The sequence below is a fragment of the Acidiphilium acidophilum genome, from assembly GCF_033842475.1.
Taxonomy (GTDB): Bacteria; Pseudomonadota; Alphaproteobacteria; order Acetobacterales; family Acetobacteraceae; genus Acidiphilium; species Acidiphilium acidophilum.
The window spans coordinates 1,199,836-1,220,262 of record NZ_JAWXYB010000018.1; the positions used below are offsets into that span (position 1 = coordinate 1,199,836).

21 protein-coding genes are annotated in these 20,427 nt (G+C 65.5%); 6 read left to right on the forward strand and 15 right to left on the reverse strand.

Annotated elements, in window-relative coordinates:
- Nucleotides 1-14: 14 nt before the first annotated feature.
- Nucleotides 15-647, reverse strand: coding sequence for a hypothetical protein (locus SIL87_RS08410; protein ID WP_319613726.1), 633 nt, complete (start codon nt 645-647; stop codon nt 15-17).
- 447 nt (nt 648-1,094) lie between these two features.
- Here SIL87_RS08410 and fusA point away from each other — a divergent pair, with 447 nt between their 5' ends.
- Complete coding sequence (fusA, locus tag SIL87_RS08415) at nt 1,095-3,176, forward strand: elongation factor G (protein WP_319613727.1); 2,082 nt, start codon at nt 1,095-1,097, stop codon at nt 3,174-3,176.
- A gap of 30 nt (nt 3,177-3,206) precedes the next feature.
- Nucleotides 3,207-3,509 (forward strand): hypothetical protein, encoded by a 303-nt coding sequence (locus SIL87_RS08420; RefSeq protein ID WP_319613728.1) that lies wholly within the window; start codon nt 3,207-3,209, stop codon nt 3,507-3,509.
- Nucleotides 3,510-3,513: 4 nt separating this feature from the next.
- Here SIL87_RS08420 and SIL87_RS08425 read toward each other — a convergent pair whose 3' ends face one another.
- The 7 genes from SIL87_RS08425 to SIL87_RS08455 all read right to left on the reverse strand — a co-directional run bounded on the left by SIL87_RS08425 (nt 3,514) and on the right by SIL87_RS08455 (nt 9,828).
- Complete coding sequence (locus tag SIL87_RS08425; protein WP_319613729.1) at nt 3,514-3,921, reverse strand: GFA family protein; 408 nt, start codon at nt 3,919-3,921, stop codon at nt 3,514-3,516.
- 350 nt (nt 3,922-4,271) lie between these two features.
- A complete protein-coding gene (locus tag SIL87_RS08430) occupies nt 4,272-4,754 on the reverse strand; it encodes a DUF3429 domain-containing protein (protein WP_319613730.1) in 483 nt (160 codons plus the stop codon).
- 19 nt (nt 4,755-4,773) lie between these two features.
- Nucleotides 4,774-5,622, reverse strand: a complete 849-nt coding sequence (gene nadC / locus SIL87_RS08435; protein WP_319613731.1) for a carboxylating nicotinate-nucleotide diphosphorylase — start codon at nt 5,620-5,622, stop codon at nt 4,774-4,776.
- Entirely contained in the window at nt 5,619-7,058 is a 1,440-nt protein-coding gene (locus SIL87_RS08440) for an L-aspartate oxidase (protein ID WP_319613732.1), read from the reverse strand. Before SIL87_RS08440 ends, nadC begins: the two co-directional genes overlap by 4 nt.
- Complete coding sequence (nadA, locus tag SIL87_RS08445; RefSeq protein ID WP_319613733.1) at nt 7,055-8,035, reverse strand: quinolinate synthase NadA; 981 nt, start codon at nt 8,033-8,035, stop codon at nt 7,055-7,057. Before nadA ends, SIL87_RS08440 begins: the two co-directional genes overlap by 4 nt.
- A gap of 100 nt (nt 8,036-8,135) precedes the next feature.
- On the reverse strand, nt 8,136-9,029 hold the full coding sequence (locus SIL87_RS08450; protein ID WP_319613734.1) for an NUDIX hydrolase: 894 nt from the start codon (nt 9,027-9,029) through the stop codon (nt 8,136-8,138).
- Between the two features lie 25 nt (nt 9,030-9,054).
- Nucleotides 9,055-9,828 carry an SDR family NAD(P)-dependent oxidoreductase gene (locus SIL87_RS08455; protein ID WP_319613735.1) on the reverse strand — a complete coding sequence of 258 codons (774 nt, stop codon included), beginning with the start codon at nt 9,826-9,828 and terminating at the stop codon, nt 9,055-9,057.
- A 98-nt stretch (nt 9,829-9,926) separates the two neighbouring features.
- Here SIL87_RS08455 and SIL87_RS08460 point away from each other — a divergent pair, with 98 nt between their 5' ends.
- Nucleotides 9,927-10,316, forward strand: a complete 390-nt coding sequence (locus SIL87_RS08460; protein WP_319613736.1) for a hypothetical protein — start codon at nt 9,927-9,929, stop codon at nt 10,314-10,316.
- A 15-nt stretch (nt 10,317-10,331) separates the two neighbouring features.
- Here the strand turns inward: SIL87_RS08460 and SIL87_RS08465 are convergent, their stop codons facing one another.
- From SIL87_RS08465 to SIL87_RS08480, 4 genes are all read right to left on the reverse strand, one after another.
- Complete coding sequence (locus SIL87_RS08465; RefSeq protein ID WP_319613737.1) at nt 10,332-10,889, reverse strand: cob(I)yrinic acid a,c-diamide adenosyltransferase; 558 nt, start codon at nt 10,887-10,889, stop codon at nt 10,332-10,334.
- A gap of 23 nt (nt 10,890-10,912) precedes the next feature.
- On the reverse strand, nt 10,913-11,800 hold the full coding sequence (locus SIL87_RS08470) for a cation diffusion facilitator family transporter (protein ID WP_319613738.1): 888 nt from the start codon (nt 11,798-11,800) through the stop codon (nt 10,913-10,915).
- A 77-nt stretch (nt 11,801-11,877) separates the two neighbouring features.
- A complete protein-coding gene (locus SIL87_RS08475; protein ID WP_319613739.1) occupies nt 11,878-13,170 on the reverse strand; it encodes a sensor histidine kinase in 1,293 nt (430 codons plus the stop codon).
- 14 nt (nt 13,171-13,184) lie between these two features.
- Entirely contained in the window at nt 13,185-14,501 is a 1,317-nt protein-coding gene (locus SIL87_RS08480; RefSeq protein WP_319613740.1) for a penicillin-binding protein activator, read from the reverse strand.
- 53 nt (nt 14,502-14,554) lie between these two features.
- On the opposite strand from SIL87_RS08480, the gene rsmI reads away from it, so the two are divergent.
- Entirely contained in the window at nt 14,555-15,385 is an 831-nt protein-coding gene (rsmI, locus tag SIL87_RS08485) for a 16S rRNA (cytidine(1402)-2'-O)-methyltransferase (RefSeq protein ID WP_319613741.1), read from the forward strand.
- Here rsmI and SIL87_RS08490 read toward each other — a convergent pair.
- From SIL87_RS08490 to dapD, 3 genes are read right to left on the reverse strand one after another with little or no spacing between them, the layout of a single operon-like run.
- The gene (locus SIL87_RS08490; RefSeq protein WP_319613742.1) at nt 15,360-15,968 is read right to left on the reverse strand and encodes a hypothetical protein; all 609 of its coding nucleotides are present in this window, start codon (nt 15,966-15,968) and stop codon (nt 15,360-15,362) included. The two genes, rsmI and SIL87_RS08490, sit on opposite strands and share 26 nt — an antisense overlap.
- Nucleotides 15,965-17,086, reverse strand: coding sequence for a succinyl-diaminopimelate desuccinylase (gene dapE, locus SIL87_RS08495; protein ID WP_319613743.1), 1,122 nt, complete (start codon nt 17,084-17,086; stop codon nt 15,965-15,967). The genes SIL87_RS08490 and dapE overlap by 4 nt, the downstream gene beginning before the upstream one ends.
- Nucleotides 17,083-17,922: a 2,3,4,5-tetrahydropyridine-2,6-dicarboxylate N-succinyltransferase gene (gene dapD, locus SIL87_RS08500; RefSeq protein ID WP_319613744.1), complete on the reverse strand. Its 840-nt coding sequence runs from the start codon at nt 17,920-17,922 to the stop codon at nt 17,083-17,085. Before dapD ends, dapE begins: the two co-directional genes overlap by 4 nt.
- A 191-nt stretch (nt 17,923-18,113) precedes the next feature.
- Between dapD and SIL87_RS08505 the strand changes: the two genes are divergently transcribed.
- Complete coding sequence (locus SIL87_RS08505) at nt 18,114-19,295, forward strand: IS256 family transposase (RefSeq protein ID WP_319612316.1); 1,182 nt, start codon at nt 18,114-18,116, stop codon at nt 19,293-19,295.
- A gap of 213 nt (nt 19,296-19,508) precedes the next feature.
- On the forward strand, nt 19,509-20,399 hold the full coding sequence (locus SIL87_RS08510; protein ID WP_319613745.1) for a GGDEF domain-containing protein: 891 nt from the start codon (nt 19,509-19,511) through the stop codon (nt 20,397-20,399).
- The last annotated feature ends 28 nt before the right edge of the window (nt 20,400-20,427 follow it).

The window sequence follows — 20,427 nt, forward strand, 5'->3', positions numbered from 1 at the left end:
GAAGCTGCCTTCGGTCAGGGGCAAATTTTTCGATATTTTCGTCGGGGCGGCCAGAAGCGGTTGCCGGGGCCGAAATGGACGCCGTGGTAGTTGGCGTCGGGGATGCGGATATCGGCGGGGTCGAGGGGGATCGGCCAGATGATGCGTTTGGGTTTCGGGTTGGGGTTGGGTTTGCGCTGGCGTCGCTCCCGGGGTGGCGGGCGGAGGTGGTCGGGGAGGTTGACCCCGAACATGCGGCAGATCGGGCGGAGGATGCGGCCGAGGCTTGGCTTGGCGGCGAGCAGGGCGATCAGCTCGGGCGAATTGACGAACGCGATCAGGTCGTAATGGGCCTGTGCGGCAACGACGCCGGTGGTCGGGGTGGTCGGCAGCAGATGGAGCAGCCAAGCGAATTGGGTGGAGAACGGCGACGGTTTGCGCGGGCGCGAGGGTGTCGGCGGCGCGGTCTCGGGGGTTTCCAGTGCGGGTTCGCGGATCGGTTTGGGTGGCGCTGCGGGTTTGGCGGCGGATTGGGCGAAGCGGATCACGACGCGGTTGAAATAACCCAGCAACAGGGTGACCATCGGCATCGCGGCCCGGTGGTGCTGGGCCAACCGAACCGCCTCGCGATGGAAACCCGCAAAGATGGCTTTGAGGGTTTCGGTCAAGGCTTCATGAGGGCGGGGTGCTTCGGTCACATGGGACTATAAGCATAGACGGCGGGGGGTGAGAAAGCCGGAAAAGGTTAGGGGAAGGTAAGTAAGGCGAAGGAAGGGCTACTTTTTTGAAAAAAAGTAGCAAAAAACTTTTGTTAGTTGGGGCACGGGCGTTCGGGAGGACACGGGCCTAGATTCAAGAGAGTTTTTTGGTTCTTTTTTGCAAAAAAGAACCCTTCCTTCCCGCCCTGCGCACGATCACATACCCGCCAGCACGCGGGAGTGCGGAGGGCCGCTGTGGTTGGGTTGCAAATTGGTCGGGTGCGCGGCATTATTGGGGGAGGATTGGTCGAAGGCCGGTCGTGATCGGGTGGATTGCCGTGTTGGATCGGTGGTCGCGCCCGATTTTCGTTGAAATCGCTGTCACTCATCTTGATCAGCTAAAATTTGGAGACTCTCATGGCCGGCAACCCGCTCGACCTGATCCGGAATATCGGCATTACCGCGCATATCGATGCCGGGAAGACGACGACGACCGAACGGATTCTGCATTATACCGGCGTGTCGCATAAGATCGGCGAGGTGCATGACGGCAACACCACGACCGATTACATGGACCAGGAGCGGGAACGCGGGATTACCATTACCTCGGCGGCGGTGACCTGCGAGTGGAAGGGGCACCGGATCAATATTATCGATACGCCGGGCCATATCGATTTCAACATCGAGGTGAATCGCAGCCTGCGCGTGCTGGATGGGGCGATTTTCATTATCGAGGGTGTCGCGGGGGTGCAGCCGCAGTCCGAGACCAACTGGCGTCTGGCGGACCGGTATAATGTGCCGCGGATTATTTTCATCAACAAGCTGGACCGGACCGGGGCGGATTTTTACCGGGCGTTCGCGACGTTGAAGGAGAAGCTCGATATCATTGCGCTGCCGTTGCAGCTGCCGATCGGGATCGAGGACAGTTTCGTCGGTGTGGTCGATCTGGTCGAGATGAAGGCGATCATCTGGGAGGGCGGCGATCTCGGCGCGAAATTCCACGATGAGCCGATTCCCGAGGCGATGATGGAGCAGGCGAAGGAGCACCGCCAGGTGCTGCTCGACACCGCCCTATCGGTCGATGATGCCGGGATGGAAGAGTATTTCGAGAAAGGCGATGTTTCGGTCGAAACGCTGAAGCGCGCGATCAAGACCGGCACGATCACCGGCGCGTTCCGCCCGGTTCTGTGCGGAACTGCGTTTAAAAACAAGGGTGTACAGCCGCTTCTTGATGCGGTGCTCGATTACCTGCCCAGCCCGGTCGATGTGCCTGGGATCAAGGTTGCGGTCGAGGAAGGCGAGGAGGAGGGTGATCATCAGCGCCGGATCAAGGCTGACCCGGATGCGCCGTTCTCGGGCCTCGCGTTCAAGATCATCAATGACAAATACGGCACCCTGACCTTCGTGCGGGTGTATTCCGGCACGCTGAAATCCGGCGATTCGGTGCTGAACACCACCAAGGATCACAAGGAGCGCATCGGCCGGATGTTCCAGATGCACGCGGACAAGCGGGCGGAGATCAAGGAAGTCCATGCCGGGGATATCGCGGCGTTCGTCGGGCTCAAGGATACCGGGACGGGGGACACGCTGGCCTCCGCCGATGATCCGGTGGTGTTGGAGCGCATGGCGTTCCCGGTGCCGGTGATCGATATTTCGGTCGAGCCGAAGACCAAGGAAGCGGTCGAGAAGATGACGCTGGCGTTGCAGAAGCTGGCCGGGGAAGATCCTTCGCTGCGGCTGAAGACCGACCAGGAGACCGGGCAGACGATTCTGTCGGGCATGGGCGAGTTGCATCTTGAGATCATCATCGACCGGTTGCGGCGGGAATATGGCGTCGATGCGAATATCGGCGCGCCGCAGGTGGCGTATCGCGAGACGATTTCGCGGGCGCATACCGAGACCTATACCCACAAGAAGCAGTCGGGCGGGTCGGGGCAGTATGCCGAGGTGAAGATCATTTTCGAACCGATGGAGCGCAATGGCGGCGTTATCTTCGAGAACAAGGTGGTCGGCGGTGCGGTGCCGCGCGAATACATCCCAGCGGTGGAAAAGGGCATCAAGGTGCAGGCGGATACCGGCGTTCTGGCCGGGTTCCCGACGGTCGATTTCAAGTACACGCTGGTCGATGGCAAGTACCACGACGTCGACTCCAGCGCGCTGGCCTTTGAAATTGCGGCAAAAGCCTGTTTCCGCGAGGGGATGAAGAAGGCGAGCCCGATTATTCTCGAACCGATCATGGATGTGGAGGTGACCACACCGCAGGATCATGTCGGCGACGTGGTGGGGGATTTGAACCGCCGGCGCGGGATGATCCAGAATCAGGAGAGCTCGGGCTCGACCATCATTGTGCGCGCGCAGGTGCCGTTGAAGGAGATGTTCGGGTATATTTCGAACCTGCGCAGCCAGACCAAGGGCCGCGCCTCGTTCACCATGCAGTTCCATCATTACGATCCGGTGCCGCGCAATATCGCCGACGAGATCATGGCGAAGAGTGCATGACGATGTCCCTGCAGGGACGGGACTGACCGGATGCGGCTCCGCTGGGTGCGTGGCCGCGACAGCATCGTGACAAAAGCGGGCGAACGCGCCCGCGAATGGCTGGGACTGGATGACGCGGGCAATCCGATTGCCCGCGTCATCCATTTGGACGGGCCGATGGAGACCGAGCGGGGGACGTTTCGCGCCGTTGCGCTCGACCGGGATGCCAAGCTCATCCGGTTGTTGCCGTTGCCGCCGGCTGACGGGGACTGGCTCGCGGTGATCGGGGGGCGGGTGGTCGGGCGCGCGGCGGCGCCGCTGGCGGCGGTGAGGCGGGCCGAGGCGGCGTTGTGATTATTCAGAACCAGAGATCGCGCACGCAGCGTCCGTCGGACGGGAGGTCTTTCCAGGTTTCGAGACCGTCGAAATGGTCGATGGGCAGATGCGCGACCGTTTCGGGCGGGGCGAGGCGGATGTTGACGGCGATACGGCGCCGGTTCGAGGCGTCGGTGGCGAGGCCGCGCCAGCAGATGACGTTGCCGCAGGTGGGGCAGAAATGGATTTCGATGCCGGGTTTAGGGTCGTCCGCACGAATGTAGGTTTTGGTGGGGCCGGAGACGCGGATGCGCTCGTTCTCGTAATCGTAGGCCCAGAGCACGCCGTAGCGGCGGCAGAGCGTGCAGTTGCAGGCGGTGACCGAGCCGGGATCGCCTTCGAGGGTCCAACTGGTGGCACCGCAATGGCAGGAGCCGGTGAGATCGGGCATGGGTACGGTCCGTAGCTTATGGGGCATCATCGTATACGCTGAAGGCAAGGCGCGTATCGCTGCGTCTGGGTATAGTATTAGAATTACCAACAGCGCTACTCAAAAATTCAATTAAATTTGAGCGTATCAGGATTTTAGCGAAATTATATCTGAATCAGAAAAATTACCCAGTTTCGGGATAAAATTTATCTCTTACGGAGTAAAATTTTTATTTTACTTTTAAGAAATTAAAATTTATAACAAATATAATTTTGTAGGGTTGAGCTTTTATTTTTCAAATTAAATATCCTTTTATTTTCAAAAGTTTTTTGCTTCTTTTTTACAAAAAAGAAGCGCTTGCTTCCTCTGCCTCACGCGTGCCGCATGCCGATGATTTCGATGAACAGGGTGATGATCAGCACGGCGAGGACGAGGATCGAGATGGTCCAGCGCAGGGCGAGGTAGTTCGATGCAACGAGGTTGCGGCCGCGGCCGATGGTTTCGCCGATGATGGTGGCGAAGAATCCGGCGATGAGGACGGCGGTGGCGGCGCGGGGGGCGGCGGCGAAGGTGAGGATGAGCAGGGTGGCCCAGGCGATCAGGGCGGGGGCGACGCCGAAGGCGAGGCGCTGGTGGTTGAGTTTGGGGTCGTTCACGATGCCGCCGGGTTCGAGGGCGAAACCCCAGTGGACCGCGCCGAGAAAGCTGAGGATGCAGGCGCCGTAGGTGATCATCGCGACTGTGGCGGCGGGGGCGTTGGTCGGTTGAGTGATGATGATGGCGAGGGTCGCGAGGAAGGGGATGGCACCTGCGGCGGTGAGCAGGGTGGCCGTGGTGAAGGAGGACCTTGTCATGGCCGAAGGTATGCCAGCCTCAGGGCAGGAAATCGAGTCCGATGTCGAGCACTCTGGTGCTGTGGGTGAGCCAGCCGGCGGAGATCAGGTCGACGCCGCATTCGGCGATGGCGGGGGCGGTTTGCGGTGTGATGCGGCCTGAGGCTTCGATAATGGCGGCGCGGTCGATCAGGGCGACGGCGTGGCGGAGGGTGGGGAGATCGAAATTGTCGAGCAGGAGTGCGTCGGCGCCGGCGCGGAGGGCTTCGGTGAGTTGATCGAGCGTGTCGATTTCGCATTCGATTTTGACGAGGTGGCCGGCAGCGGCGCGGGCGCGGGCGATGGCGGTGGCGACGCCGCCGGCGATGGCGATGTGGTTGTCCTTGATCAGGATCGCGTCGTCGAGGCCGAAGCGGTGGTTGGCGCCGCCGCCGCAGCGGACGGCGTATTTCTGCAGGGCGCGCAGGGTGGGGGTGGTTTTGCGGGTGCAGGTGATGCGCGCCCTGGTGTGGGCGATGGAGTGCGCGATGCCGCTGGTGGCGGTGGCGATGCCGGAGAGGGGGCCGAGGAAGTTCAGCGCCACGCGTTCGGCTGAGAGGATGGCGCGGGCGTCGCCTTCGATGGTGGCGATAATATCACCGGGGTGGAGGGCGCTGCCGTCCGGCAGGAGGATATCGAGGGTGAGGCTGGGGTCGAGCAGGGTGAAGGCGAGGGCGGCGCAGTCGAGCCCGGCGACGATGCCGGGATCGCGGGCGACGAAGGCGACGCGGGCGCGGGTGGCGGCGGGAATGACGGCATCGGCGGTGATGTCGCCCGCGCGGCCGAGGTCTTCGAGGAGGGCGGCGCGGACGATGGGTTCGATCAGGATGCGGGGGAGCGGGGTGGTCATGCCGCGATCCGGTGGGGGCAGGCGGCGAGGGCTGCGGCGCGGGTGATGGTGGAGGGTGTTGCGGTGGCGGCGTGGGAGGGGTGGTCGGTGCGGGCGTGGGCGCCGCGGCTTTCGGTGCGGGCGCGGGCGGTGAGGGCGATCATCAGGGCGAGCAGGGCGGCATCGTTGGTCGCGGCGGTGGGGGCGAGGCCAGCGATGGCCGTGGCGAGGCCCGAATCGGTGCGGAGCACGCCGAGATGGCGGCTCATGAGGTCGCGGATCGGGGCGGTGGCGCGGGTGGCTGGATGTGGGCGTGGCGGGATGGCGGCGGGTGTGGCGCGGGTGAGGGCGGCCATGGCGTGGCCTGCGGCTTCGCCCGTGACGCAGGCTTCGAGCAGGGAGTTGCTGGCGAGGCGGTTGGCGCCGTGCAGCCCGGTGCAGGCGGCTTCGCCGGCGGCGAACAGGCGGGGGATGGTGGTGGCACCCTGCGCGTCGGTCGCGATGCCGCCCATGTGGTAGTGGGCGAGCGGGCGGACCGGGATCGGGGTGGTGGCGGGGTCGATGCCGGCGGCTTTGCAGGCGGCATCGATGGTGGGGAATTTCGCGGCGAAGCGCGGGATCGAGGTGGCGCTAAGATAGGTGCGGTGGCCGGTGGCGAGGTGGTTGAAGACGGCGCGGGAGACGGCGTCGCGCGGGGCGAGTTCGGCGGTGAAGCGCTGGCCGGTTTCGTCGATCAGGGTCGCACCTTCGCCGCGCACGGCTTCGGAGATCAGGGGCATCGGGGTCTGGCCGGTGTCGAGCCCGGTGGGGTGGAACTGGATGAATTCGAGGTCGCGCAGGACGGCACCGGCACGGGCGGCTAGGGTGAGGCCGGTGCCGGTGGCGCCGGGCGGGTTGCTGGTGTGGTGGTAGAGCGCGCCGATGCCGCCGGTGGCGATCAGTACGGCACTGGATGCGAGGTAGGTGGGGGTGGCGCCGTGCGCGACCCATAATCCTGCGAGGATGCCGTCCGGGGCGTGGAGGGCGGTGACGCTGGTGTGTTCGCGGATGGTGACATGCGGGGCGGCGCGGACGGCGCGGGCGAGGGCGGTGGTGATGGCGAGGCCGGTGCGGTCCTGAACGTGGGCAATGCGGCGGTGGGAGTGGGCGGCTTCGAGACCGGGTGCGGGGTCGAAGGCGACGCCGAGGCGGCGCAGCGATGCGATGACGGCGGGGCCCTGGCTGATGATGCGGGCGACGGCTGCGGGATCGCAGAGACCGTCGCCGGCGGCGAGGGTGTCGGCGATGTGGCTCGCGATCGAGTCGTCGGGGAGGGTGGCGGCGGCGATGCCGCCTTGCGACCAGAGGCTGGCCGCACCGTGCTCCAGCGTGCCGGCGGTGAGGATGGTGACCGGTTCCGGCGCCATCGCGAGGGCGGCGGTGAGGCCGGCGATGCCGGCGCCGATGATGTGTTTCATGGAATTGCGAGCATCCGTTCGACCGGAATCCGGGCGCGGGCGAGGATGCCGGGGTCGAGGTCGATCGTTTCGGTCATGGTTTCGAGGGCGTGGCGGATGTTGGCGAGGGTGATGCGCTTCATGTGCGGGCAGAGGTTGCAGGGTTTGACGAATTCGGTGGCCGGATTGGCGGCGGCGATGTTGTCGGCCATCGAACACTCGGTGATCAGGGCGGCGCGGGCGGGGCGGTGTTCGGTGACGTAGGCGGCAAGGGCGGCGGTGGAACCTGAGAAATCGGACGCGGCGACCACGGGTTCGGGACATTCGGGATGGGCGAGGATCGTAACGCCGGGGTATTGGGCGCGGACCTGGGCGATATCTGCCTCCGTGAAGCGCTCGTGGACTTCGCAGGCGCCGGTCCAGGGGATGATGGTGATTTCGGTTTCGCGCGCGGTGTTGGCCGCGAGAAACCGGTCCGGCAGCATGATGACGGTGGTGGTGCCGGCGGCGTGCGCGGCGTGTTCGACGATGCGGCGGGCATTGGCGGAGGTGCAGCAGTAATCGACCTCCGCCTTTACCGCGGCGGAGGTGTTGACGTAGGCGATGATCGGGATGCCGGGGTGGGCGGCGCGCAGGGCGCGGATATCGGCGGGGGTGATGCTGTCGGCGAGGGAACAGCCGGCGCGGGAATCGGGGGTGAGGACGGTTTTGCCGGGGTTCAGGAGTTTCGCGGTTTCGGCCATGAAATGCACCCCGGCGACCACGATGACCGCAGCGCTGGTGGTGGTGGCTTCGCGCGCGAGGGCGAGGCTGTCGCCCACGATGTCGGCCACGGCGTGGTAGATTTCGGGGGTCTGGTAGTTATGGGCGAGGATGATGGCGTTGCGCGCGCGTTTGAGGGCGCGGATGGCGGTGACATCCTCGTGCATCAATGCCCATTCGGCGGGCGGGATGTGGTGGGCGAGTTTGAGATAGGCGGGGTCGGCGAGCGCGTTCATGGGTCGGTCCTTATACTCGGAATGAGTATATTTATGGCTCGATCTGCGGGGATATGTGCCGCTGATTGCGCTTTTTATATTAAGGCTGAGTATATCGAGGTCAAGGCCGGGCGAGCGGCAGGCGGGTGCCGGCTTCGGCGCGCTCGGTGCGGATGGCGGCGCGGAAGCGGTAGAGGCGGGCGGGACGGCCGGGGCCGGAGGCGAAGCTTTCGGTCTCTTCCAGCAGGGATTGGCTCTCGATCAGGCGGCGGAAATTGGCTTTGTGCAGCGCGTGGCCGGCCAGGGCTTCGATGCAGCGTTGCAGATCGAGCAGGGTGAACAACTCGGGCAGGAGTTCGAACACGATCGGGCGGTATTTGATTTTGGCGCGCAGGCGGCTGATCGCGGTGGCGAGGATGCGGCGGTGATCGGCGGTCATGTGCAGGCCGGGGACGGGATCGCCGTGCGGCGGGCAGCCGTCGCGCTGGGCTTCGGGGACCAGGCCGGCTTCGTAGAGTAGCTCGTAGCGGGCGAGGGTGAGGTCTTCATTCCAGGGTGTGTCATCGAGCGCGAAGCAGCGGGCGGCGCGGGCGGCGCGGTCCGCGGTGGTGGCCCAGCGGGCGAGGCCGGGGGCGATGCGGGTTTCGATCAGGTCCGATGCGGTGCGGCGGTCTTCCCACGGGAAATAATCGTACCAGTCCTGCCAGGAGACGCGGCCGCCGAGCGGGGCGCGGGTTTCGGCGGTGAGGCCGAGATAGGAGATCGAGATACTGCGGCCGGCGCGGCTGCGATCGGTGTCGGCGAAGGTGTAGAGCTGTTCGATATGGCCGAGCGCGTGGCCAGTGTGGCGTTCGACCCAGCTGCGCAGGCCGGCCTGGAGCGAGCGGTGACCCGATTCGAGCGGGCCGGCGGGCAAGGCACTGCCGTCGAGCAGAGTGAGGAATCGGGGGGTGGCGGCGGTGACGGCGACCAGGACGGCGATGAGTTCGGCGTGGATCGGCTGCGCGCCGCTCATCAGGGCTGGATCGTCTGAGCGTTACTCATGGTTTCATGATCCGATAGGCGATCCGGGCGTTCAGGCTGCGCGGGGTGAGGCGGGTGCCGATGGTCATCGCGGTGTTCATGGTGCCCGCGACGATGGTGGCGCGGCCTTTTGCGAGACCGTCGAGGCCGATCCGCGCGACATCGGCGCTGGTCATGGCGGAACGTTCGACGAAGGCGGATTTGGTCTGTTCGGCGACGTCGAAGAATTCGGTGCGGGTGGTGCCTGGGCAGAGGACGCTGGTGCGGACGCCCTGGGCCGCGAGTTCGACGTCGAGCGCGTTGCCGAAGGAGAGGACATAGGCTTTGGTCGCGGCATAGACGGCGTAGAGCGGGACCGGCTGGAATGCGGCGGTGGAGGCGACCAGCATGATGCGGCCCCAGCCGCGCGATGTCATCGAGCGGGTGAACAGATGGGTCAGATGGGTCAGGGCCGTGATGTTGACCGCGATCATCTGGGTGATTTTCGCCTCGTCGGTGGTGCTGAACGCACCGAAGGCGCCGAGGCCGGCATTGTTGATCAGGATGTCGGTGGCCGGGAATCGTTCGGCGAGGGCTGTGCGCGCGGCGGGGTCGGCAATGTCGGCGGGTGCGGTTTGAACGGTGACGCCGAACAGGCGGCATTCGGTGGCGAGGGCTTCGAGCCGGTCGGCGCGGCGGGCGGTGAGGATGAGGTCGGCGCCGCGCTGGGCGAGCTGGCGGGCGATGTCGGCCCCGATGCCGCTGGAGGCACCGGTCACGAGGGCGAGGCGGCCACGGAAATGGTCGGTCATTGATTGGTCTCCATCAAGTCGCCATGATGGCAGGGCCGCGCGATCGGCGCAATTTGGCGTTGCGGTTCACGTGGGTGGAACATGGAGAAATACAGGTTATGAAAATATCGGTTTACGCGGGGTTGATGGTCGCAGCGGCAACGCTCGGTATGCCGGGGGCGCGGGCGGCGACGTCCGGGACGGCGCTGGCGACGAAGGACATGACGCAGATGCTCGCGGCGATCGCGCATCCGGATTATGCCAAATTCGTCGCACCGGCCTCGCCTGCGTTCAAGGCGAGTGTGGATTCGACGAAATTTGCGGCGCAGGCGCAGGCGATCGACAGCAAGATCCCGCTGGGCCAGCCCTATACGGTGAAGTTCGTCACCACGCAGAAGGTCGGCGCTTATCTGACCTATATTTTCGAGGTCACGCTCCATGACGGCGATCAGGTTCTGACCGGGCTGACGCTGGAAAAGGGCGAGGTTGCCGGGTTTCATCTGCTCTGAGCGGAGGCGGCGGGATCAGCCGCCGCCGGGCATCCAGAGGACGTCGGCGCGGCCATTGTCGTTGAGGTGGCGGGCGAGGATGAACATGACGTCCGACAGCCGGTTCAGGTAGCGGACATGGATCGGCGAGATCGGCTCGTCGGCGGCGAGGGCGACGAGGTCGCGCTCGGCCCGGCGGGCGATGGTGCGGGCGAGATGGGCGCGGGCGGCGGCTTCGGTGCCGCCGGGCAGGACGAAACTGCGGAGCGGTTCGATGGTTTCGTTGAGGTTTCCGGCGGCCTCGTCGAGCTTGGCCAGATACTCCTCGGTCAGGGCGGGGCCACGGCGCGCGGTGCCGGGGGTGGCGAGATCGGCGCCGAGATCGAACAGATCGTTCTGGATGCGGGCGAGCAGAGCGTCGATTTCGGGGCGGTCGGCGCAGGTGACGCGCAGCGCGCCGATGGCGGTGTTGGTTTCATCCAGCGCGCCGAGAACCTGGATGCGGGGGTGATTTTTCGGCAGGCGCGAGCCATCCGCCAGCGAGGTTTCGCCGGTATCGCCGCCGCGGGTGACGATGCGATCGAGTCTGAGCATTCCGATGTCCTTCTGCCGGGCGGTCAGACGACGAGCACGCCCTGATGTTTAGCTTTGTGATCGGGTTCGACATGAATGGTGATGATGACGCCGGGCATCTCTTCCTTCAGTGCCGCTTCGATCCGATCGCATATAAGGTGGGATTCGGAAACCGTCATCGTGCCGGGGACGACGAGGTGGAATTCGAGGAAGCTCGATCGTCCGGCCTGGCGCATCCGCATGTCGTGCGCCTCGATCGCGCCGATGGCGTGGGTGCCGACGAGGCTGCGGATGCGGGCGACGATGTCGGGCGGCGGCGCGCGGTCGAGCAGGAGGCTCAGCGAGTTGAGGATGGTGCGCCCGCCGATCACCGCGATCTGGATTGCGATGCCCACCGCGATCAGCGGATCGAGCAGGGGGATATCGGCGAGGATGGCGATGATCAGCCCGCCGACCACGCCGACCGTGGTGATCGCGTCGGCGACGAGGTGGGAGCGGTCGGCTTCAAGGGCCGGGAATTTTCGCGCGGCCCCCGAACGGGTCAGGACCACGGCCCAGATCACGTTGACGATGCCGCTGCTGGCGTTGAGCGCGAGGCCGAGAACCGGGCTGGCCGGGAGATGGGGGTCGCCGATGGTCTGGGCGGATTGTTCGAGGATCAGGACCGCCGCGAGCACGATCAGCCCGCCTTCCGCCATCGCGCTCAGGAGTTCGGCCTTGGCGTGGCCGTAAGGGTGCTCGACATCGGCGGGCTTGGCCGCAGTGCGCAGGGCGACGATGACCATCAGGGCCGCGAACACGTTGACTAGGGATTCCAGCGCGTCCGAATAGAGCGCCGCCGTGCCGCTGACATACCAGGCAGCGCCTTTGATGCCGAACACGATGAGGCCGACGACGAGGCTTCCGAAGGCGAATCGGAGCGGGGATGTCATTGGCGGGGCGGGAGTCCTTGGGGGTTTCGTGTGGTGATGATGTGACATAACCCAGCGGCGGGGCGAATGCACCCCGGTCAACTGCGCGGGGGCGGCTCCTGGCCCTGCGGCAGCCAGACGTGGAAGGTGGTGCCGACCCGTTCGGTGCTTTCGATGAGCAGCCGGCCGCGATGGCGCGAGACGACATGTTTGACGATGGCAAGCCCGAGGCCGGTGCCGCCGATGGCGCGGGAGCGTCCTTTGTCGGCGCGGTAGAAGCGTTCGGTCAGACGCGGCAGATGCTCGCGCGCGATGCCCGGACCGTCATCGGCAATGCTGATCAGCAGACCGGGGGCGGGGTGGCCGGCGCTCGGGGTGGTGGCGATGGTGGCGCGGATCGTGCCGCCGCCGTCGCTGTGCTTGAGGGCGCCGTACTTCACCGCGTTGTCGATCAGGTTGCCGAAGACCTGGGTGAGTTGGCCGGCATCGCCGCGCACCGGCGGCAGCGGTTCGGGGATGTCGAGGGTGAGGGTGGTGCGCCCGTTGCGCAGGATCGGCTCCATGAAGGCGGCGACCTGACGCAGAACGGCACCGATTTCGACCAGATCGACCGGGGGTTGATGCTCGGTCATTTCGATGCGGGACAGGCTGAGCAGATCCGCGATGATGCGTTGCATGCGTTCGGCCTGCTCGGCCATGATTTTCAGGAATCGCGGCAGGGCTTCGGCATCGCCCAGGGCGGGGCCGCGCAGGGTTTCGATGAAGCCGATCAGGCTGGTGAGCGGGGTGCGGAGTTCGTGGCTGGCATTGGCCACGAAATCGGCGCGCATCTGTTCGAGACCCCGCTCGTGGGTGCGGTCGGTCAGCAGGAGGTAGAGCGGACCCGCATCGCCGGGCGCGGTCGGGATGATGGTGACATCGACGTCGCGCGGCATCGGGGCGGCGAGGCTGAGTGTCGTGCGGATCGGCCCGTCGCTGGTTTCGGCGGCGGCCAGAGCGGTGCGCAGGACCGGGTGGCGCAGCAATGCGGATTCTTCGCCGCCATAGGCCGCCTGGGCTGCCGGGTTGCGCCACGCGATGCGGCGCGCGCCGACCGGGCCAGTGTAGCGGAACAGGGCGTCGGGCAGGCGTTCGAGCAGGATCTGGCTGGAGTGAGGCTGTTCGTGGGCCGGGTCCGAGACCAGCATGGTGGCGGTGACGGGCGGGACGGTCGGTGGTGTGGGTTCCTGCCGGGCGATGAACAGGGCGCGTCCCGCCAGCCAGACGACCCAGATCAGCAGGCAGGCGAGACCATCGCGCCGACCGATCGCGCCGCTGGCGATCAGGCCGAGCAGCACGAGTCCGGGCGGTCCGATCGACCATGCGAGGGTGCTGAGGTGTCGGCGCGTCATGGCGATGCCGGGGATCAGCTGGTGGGCGGGGCGGCGGGCTCCTCCTGATTGGTCGGCGGGGGCAGCGTGGCCGGTGCGGGCGAGACGATCTGCGGGCCGCCGGGCTCGACCTTGAATACCGCGAGGCCGCGTTGGACGTGCCCGTCCGGATCGAGGCGGAAGACCCCATCGGTTCCGGTGAAGCCGGACGGGTTGGTGAGGACCTGCATGGTGTAGCCGCCCTCGCGGGCGGCGAGGACGGCGATGGCACCGGCATCGAAGCCGATCTTGTCGATGCCGGGGGGCGCGCTGCCGTAAGTGGATTGGAATTTCTGGTCGAAGGCGAGGCCGAGCGAGGGGTCGGGCGCGGCGTAGACGGCACCGCGCAGACTGTCATGGGTTGCCATCGCCGTCGCATCGTGGGCCCAGAGGGACGGGCCGAGCAGCTGGATCTGCGGCGGGCCCGCCTCGTAATAAGGCAGCAGGGTGCCGACTTCGGCGAGCTGTTCCCCGGTGGCGCCGACCAGCAGCGCATCGAAGGGTGGCGGCGGGATCGGCTCGCGTTCGAGTTTGGCCGCCCTGATCCGGCCGGCCTGATCGTCCTGATCGCGGGCGGCGCGGATCTGGGCTTCGATGCTGGCGCCCCGGCTGTCGAACGCGGAGATGCTGCGGACGGTGTGGGTGAGGCTCTGGAACGAGTTATCGAAATAGCCGATGTTGGGTGAGGGTTCGCCGAGGTTTTGCGCCTGGGCTTCGAGCGAGGCGCCCATCAGGCGGCCGAACGCGTTATCGGGGAGGATTGCGGCGGTGCGGGTGCGGCCGTGATCGGCGGCGTAGGAGACCACGCGGCTGACCTGCTGGCCGGGGGTGATGCCGAGCGGCCAGACGCCGGGGGCGGCGACGGTTTCATCATTGGTGAAGGCGATGACGTTGACGTTCGCGGCGTGGGCGACCGAGGCGACGGCCTGGGTATCGCTTTTGGTCAGCGGGCCGAGGATCAGGCCATCGCCGGCGGCGATGGCGGCGGATGCGGCGGCGGCGGCGCCCTGCGGCGTGCCGCCGGTATCGCGAATGTCGAGCGGTGGGGCGCCCGGCGCGCTGAAGGCGAGTTGCACGGCCTGTTTGATCGATTGGCCGATCGGGGCGAAGGGACCGGAGAGCGGGAGGAGCAGTGCGACCGGGCCCGAGGTTCGACCGGTATCGGGGATGGCGGAGGGCGGCTCAGCGGTTGCGCCGCTCATGGGCAGGCCGGGCAGGCCCGGTGCCGGCTCGGTACAGCCGCTCAGGAGCAGGGATGTGGCGGCGGCGGTTGCCAGAGCAAGCCGCAGCGGCGTTAATAGGTGTCGTGACATCAGAAGCTCCCGTTCAATCGAATGCGCCCGAAACGGACCGGCGGCCCGCTCTTGTGCTGGTTTCCACCCCGATCGGCAACCTGGGTGATCTTTCGCCGCGCGCGGTGGCCGCATTGCGCGATGCCGATATCATATTGTGCGAGGACACGCGCGTTACAGCTACATTACTCTCGCTCAACGGCATCGGGACGCGGGTGCAGCCGCTGCATGATCATAATGAGGCGGGGCGGACCGATCCGCTGGTCGAGGCGATGCTGCGGGGGCGGCGATATGCGCTGGTGAGCGATGCCGGGGCGCCGTTGATCGCCGATCCCGGGTATCGGCTGGTGCGGGCGGCGATTGCGGCGGGGCTGGTGGTGAGTGCGGTGCCGGGACCCAATGCGGCGATGATGGCGCTGGCCTTGTCGGGGCTGCCGCCGCATCCGTTTTTGTTCATGGGGTTCCTGCCGCCGCGGACGGTGGCGCGGCGCGGGGTTCTGGAGCGGATCGTTGCGGCGGAGCGGGCGGGTTTGAATGCCACGCTGGTGTTTTACGAGGCGCCGCATCGGCTGGTCGCCTCGTTGGAGGATTGCGCTGCGGTGCTGGGCGACCGGGCGGCTTCGGTGGGGCGGGAATTGACCAAGCGGTTCGAGGAGGTCAGGCGCGGCGGACTGAGCGAGCTGGCGGAGACATTCCGGGCGGTGGCTCCGCGCGGCGAGATCACTCTGGTGATCGCGCCGGCACCGGTTCACGTTGCTTCGGCGGATCAATTGGATGCGGCGCTTGAAGAGGCGCTGGGCGAATCGAGCATCAAGGATGCTGTGGCGGCGGTCTCCCGCGCTCTGGACCTGCCGCGCAAGCAGGTTTACGCGCGCGCTCTCATTTTGCGGGGGGATGAAGAGTGAGGGGCAGCAGATCGGGGTGCACGGCGAAGGGAAGATAGAGGATGGCGAGGATCACGAAATTCAGGGCCAGAACGACGGCGAGGGCTGTGTACCAGCGCAGTTGCAGACCCGTGCGCAGGATGAAGCCCTGAATCCAGAACAGATAGGCGAAGATCGAGAGCGCGCCGATCGAGATGGCGTCGGACTGACCCATGCCGACCGTGACCAGACCATTGGCGATCAGGGCCGCGAGGAAGATCAGCAGGGGCAGCAGCCAGATCGACCAGTTCAGGGCGGTGCTGGTCATCAGCCAGGTCTGGCTGCGGCCTGCCTTCATGGCGACGAATTCGGTGACCACGGGCTGCAGCAGAACCGCGGTGACCCGGGAGAGCATCATTGCCAGCGCGAGCATCCAGTGGCCGGAGAGGGCGAACCACGCGGCGCCGACCAAAGGGAAGGCGATCAGCGGGGCCAGCGAGGCGGAAAATGTGGCCGGGGAATTGCCGAAGTCGCGCAGGCCGCCGGCATCGCCCTTGATCAGGCGGAACATGCCGCGCAGGGCGTTGCCTTCGGGTAGTTTGATCCGCCTGCGATTGCCGCTCACGCGAATACCCTGTCGAGGATGGCACCATAGATTTCGGTCAATGCGCGCAGATCGGCGATGGGTACCGCTTCGTCGGTGCGATGCATGCTGCGTCCGACCAGCCCGAATTCGGCGACAGGGCAATACCTGGCGATGAAACGGGCATCCGACGTGCCGCCGCCGGTATCGAGCGACGGGGTGATGCCGGTGATCCGTTCGACGGCATGGGTGAGCAGGGTGGTCAGTGGCCCCGGTTCGGTCAGGAAGGGTTCGCCTGAAACGCGGATGTCGCAGGTGGAGCGGGGGGCGAAGCGGGATAATGTTTCGCGTATCCAGGCGGTGAGGGTCTCACCGCTGTGCTCGTTGTTGAAACGGATGTTCAAGCTTGCCTGTGCGGTGCCGGGAATGACGTTGGTTGCGGGATTGCCGACATCGATCGTGGTGATCTGGAGACTGGAGGGTTCGAACCAGTCGTTGCCGGTGTCGAGAGTGCGGGTGCGAAGCGCTTTGAGGGCCGGGAGCAGACGATGCAGGGGATTATCGGCCAGATGGGGATAAGCGACGTGGCCCTGGGTGCCGGTGAGGGTGATGTGGGCGGTCAGGGAGCCGCGGCGGCCGATTTTGACGGTGTCGCCGAGCGTGGCGCGACAGGTCGGCTCACCGACCAGGCACAGGTCGGGCAGGGCGCTCGTGGCTGCGAGGTGATCGAGAATGCGGGTGGTGCCATCGACCGCCGGGCCTTCCTCGTCGCCGGTGATCAGCAGGGAGATCGAGCCGTGGCTGGGGGCGGTGGCCTGCCGGGCTGCAACGGCTGTGATGAAGGCGGCGATCGCGCCCTTCATGTCGACCGCGCCCCGGCCGAATAACTGGCCCTCATCGATGACGGCGGCGAAGGGGGGGTGGTGCCATCCTTCGCCGGGAGGGACGACATCGGTATGGCCTGCGAAAGCGAAATGGGGCGATGTGGTGCCGCAGCGCGCGATCAGATTTGAGACCGGGCCGAATTGCTGGTGTTCGATCGCGAATCCGAGGGAGGAAAGGGTGGTTGCCAGCAGGGTCTGGGCACCGTGGTCCTGCGGCGTGACCGAGGGGCAGCGGATCAGCGCCTGAGCGAGGGGGAGCGGATCGTGCGGGATCACGCGCGCAGCAACTCGTTGATCGCGGTTTTTGACCTTGTTTGGGCATCGACCCGCTTGACGATGACGGCGCACGAGAGTGACGGGCCGGGTGAACCGTCCGGCAGTGGCTTTCCGGGCATGCTGCCGGGTACGACCACCGAATAGGAGGGGACGCGGCCATAGGTGATTTCGCCGGTCGCACGGTCGATGATGCGGGTGGATGCGCCGAGAAAGACGCCCATGGAAAGGACGGCGCCGCGCTCGACGATGACGCCCTCGGCAACTTCGGACCGGGCACCGATGAAGCAGTCATCTTCGATGATGACCGGATTGGCCTGCAGGGGTTCGAGAACGCCGCCGATGCCGACGCCGCCGCTGATGTGGCAGTTTCGGCCGATCTGCGCGCAGGAACCGACTGTGGACCAGGTGTCGATCATGGTGTCTTCACCGACGCGGGCGCCGACATTGATGAAACAGGGCATGAGCACGGCGCCGCTGCCGATATGGGCGGCGTAGCGCACCACCGCACCGGGAACGGCGCGAATTTTTGCGGCGGCGAAGCGATCCATCGTCCAGTCGGCGAATTTCATCGCGACCTTGTCGTATACGGGAGCACCGCCGGGACCCGGCATCGGCGTGTTGGGCATCACCCGGAACGACAACAGAATCGCCTGTTTCAGCCATTGGTGGACGATCCAGCCTGCGTCTTCCGGTGCCGCGACCCGCAGATCGCCGTTGTCAAGCAGTGCGAGTGCGGCTGCGATCGCAGCGCGGTCGGCATTGGGGCTGGCGGGAGTGAGGCTCTCACGCCGGTCCCATAATTCGGCGATGGCGGATTTCAACGAGGCGGGGTTCATGTGCTTTTATTCCGTGAGCGGTGCGGCGGACCATGGGCAGGAGAAAGGATGCTGTCAACGGGGTGGTGTAACCTGACGTCTGGAAATTCATTTTGGGTTGGGAGTTGGTGCCCTTGCCGGGGCATGCCCCGGCAAGGGCTGTTCATTCTGGTATTCCATGCAGTTGTTCACACCAACATGGAGACCGATGAATGGACGCCAAAAAGGATACGATTATCGAGGCACTTTTGGAACATCTGATCGAAAACGGCGCAGGCGATATCGCCACGGTATTTGCCAGGACCTTCGAACTCGCCATGCAGATCGAGCGCGAACGCTTCCTCCACGCCAGTCACTACGAGCGCAACCCCGATCGTCAGGGTTACGCCAATGGCTACAAGCCCAAGCGGATCGATACCCCGGCCGGGTCGATCACCGTCGATGTCCCCAAAACCGCCGGTCACGTGGGCGAACCCTTCTACCCACAGTCCCTCGAACGCGGCCGACGCTCGGTCCGCGCCGTCATGGTCGCCGTCGCCGAAATGTACATCAAAGGCGTCTCCACCCGCGACGTCGAGGCCGTCATGCGCGAATTCGGCATCGAAAGCCTCTCCTCCGCTCAGGTCAGCCGCGCCAGCAAGCTGCTCGATGACGAACTCGCCGCCTGGCGCACCCGACCCCTCGCCGAGATCCGCTACCTCATCCTCGACGCCAGATATGAAAAAATGCGCGATAATGGCGTCGTCCGCGATGCCGCCGTGCTCTCGGCCATCGGCATCGGACCCGATGAACGCCGCCGTGTCCTCGGCGTCTCGGTCGCCCTTTCCGAGGCCGAAGTCCATTGGCGTGCCTTCCTCGAAAGCCTCCATCAGCGTGGCCTGCGAGGCGTCGAATTCATCGTCTCCGATGACCATGCCGGATTGCACGCCGCACGCCGCGCCGTCTTCGGCGCCGCACACTGGCAACGATGCCAGTTCCACCTCGCCCAAAACGCCATCCACCACGCCCCCAACCACGCCATCCGCAAACGCATCGGCGCAGAACTCCGGACCGTCTGGAACGCAAATTCCCTCGCCGCTGCCCAGATCGCTCTCACAACCCTCGTCAATGCCTATCGCGACACCGCACCAAAGCTCGCCGATTGGCTCGAACGAAATATCCCCGAAGGCCTCACCGTCTTCACACTGCCAGAACCCCACCAGCGCCGGCTTCGCACTTCCAACCCCATGGAACGCGGCATCCAGCAGGAACTCAAACGCCGCACCACCAAAATCAGGGTCTTCCCCAACGAAGCCTCCCTCGAACGCCTCGTCAGCGCCGTCCTCGTCGAAATCGATGAAAAATGGGCCGCCGACACCAAGGGCTACATCAAGTGGGACTACCAGGATGCCTGACCCCCGCTCGCCCTATTTTCCAGACATCAGGTTGCTCAATCGTCAACGGCGCGGAACGTGACGTGATTGACGCCGGATGTGGGCGTTAACCGGATGTTCAGTATTCGGTGCGACAAGGTGGGGATGATGGATCAGCGAACCAAACATGACGTGGAACCGCCCCGAACGGTGGGCGGAGCGGGCGGGGACGTATCGGCAGGTCCCGAATCGCGTATGGCGGATCTGCGACGATTGCTCGATACCCTGCATGGTCTCCCCGATGCCGTCACGGCATGTTCCGCCGCCTGTGCGCTGGTTGCGGCGGAACTCACCGATGCGGGGATTCTGATCGGGCGCCGATCGTCGCCGTCCGATCGGGGAGGCGATATTATCCTTGTGGATTATCCTTCGGGGATTGGTATGGCCGATATCGGGGGGGCGGAGACATTCACTGCGCCGATTTCCCGGTGTGACGAGGGAGGGGGGCGCGGCGGCACCTATCTGCTGGCGTGGCGAAGCTGCGGCGATCGTCGGTTCGGGGATGATGACAAGGACCTGATCCGGCTGATCGCACCACGATTTTCCGGATTTATCGAACGTATGTCGTCTGATGCCGGCGATAATTGTCGTCATGTGGTCGATGCCGAAACCGGGTTGTGGTCGCTGCCGAGATTCATGGAACAGGCGGACCGACGATTCGATCGGCTGGATGTCGAGGACCGGGTGGGCACCATGTTTGCGTTCGGCTGGGTCAGATGTGACGGCGGCTCATCCGCCGAGGCATCGCCTGCGGTGGTGCGGGCATCGGTTTCATGTTTGCAGGAAATGCTGCGGCCTGTGGATCTGCTCGGGCGCATCGGGCCGACACGGCTTGCCGCCTGGTGCGACGGCGTCGATCATCTGATTGCGGCGGAGCGGGGGGATCGGATCGTCAATAAGCTGGACGCGTTGTTGACCGGCACCGGACGTCATGCGGCCATCGGCATCGCATCGCGCTGGCCACGGTCGGGCGATGATCCGGTAGCCGTTCTGGCGCGTGCGAGGGGCGGATTGGAGCAGGCCCGGCTCAAGGCCGCATCGCAAGGGCGACCCACCGTTAGGATCTGGCAGCCGCCGGAACATTGAAGATGTGTCTAATCCACGATTGCAGGGA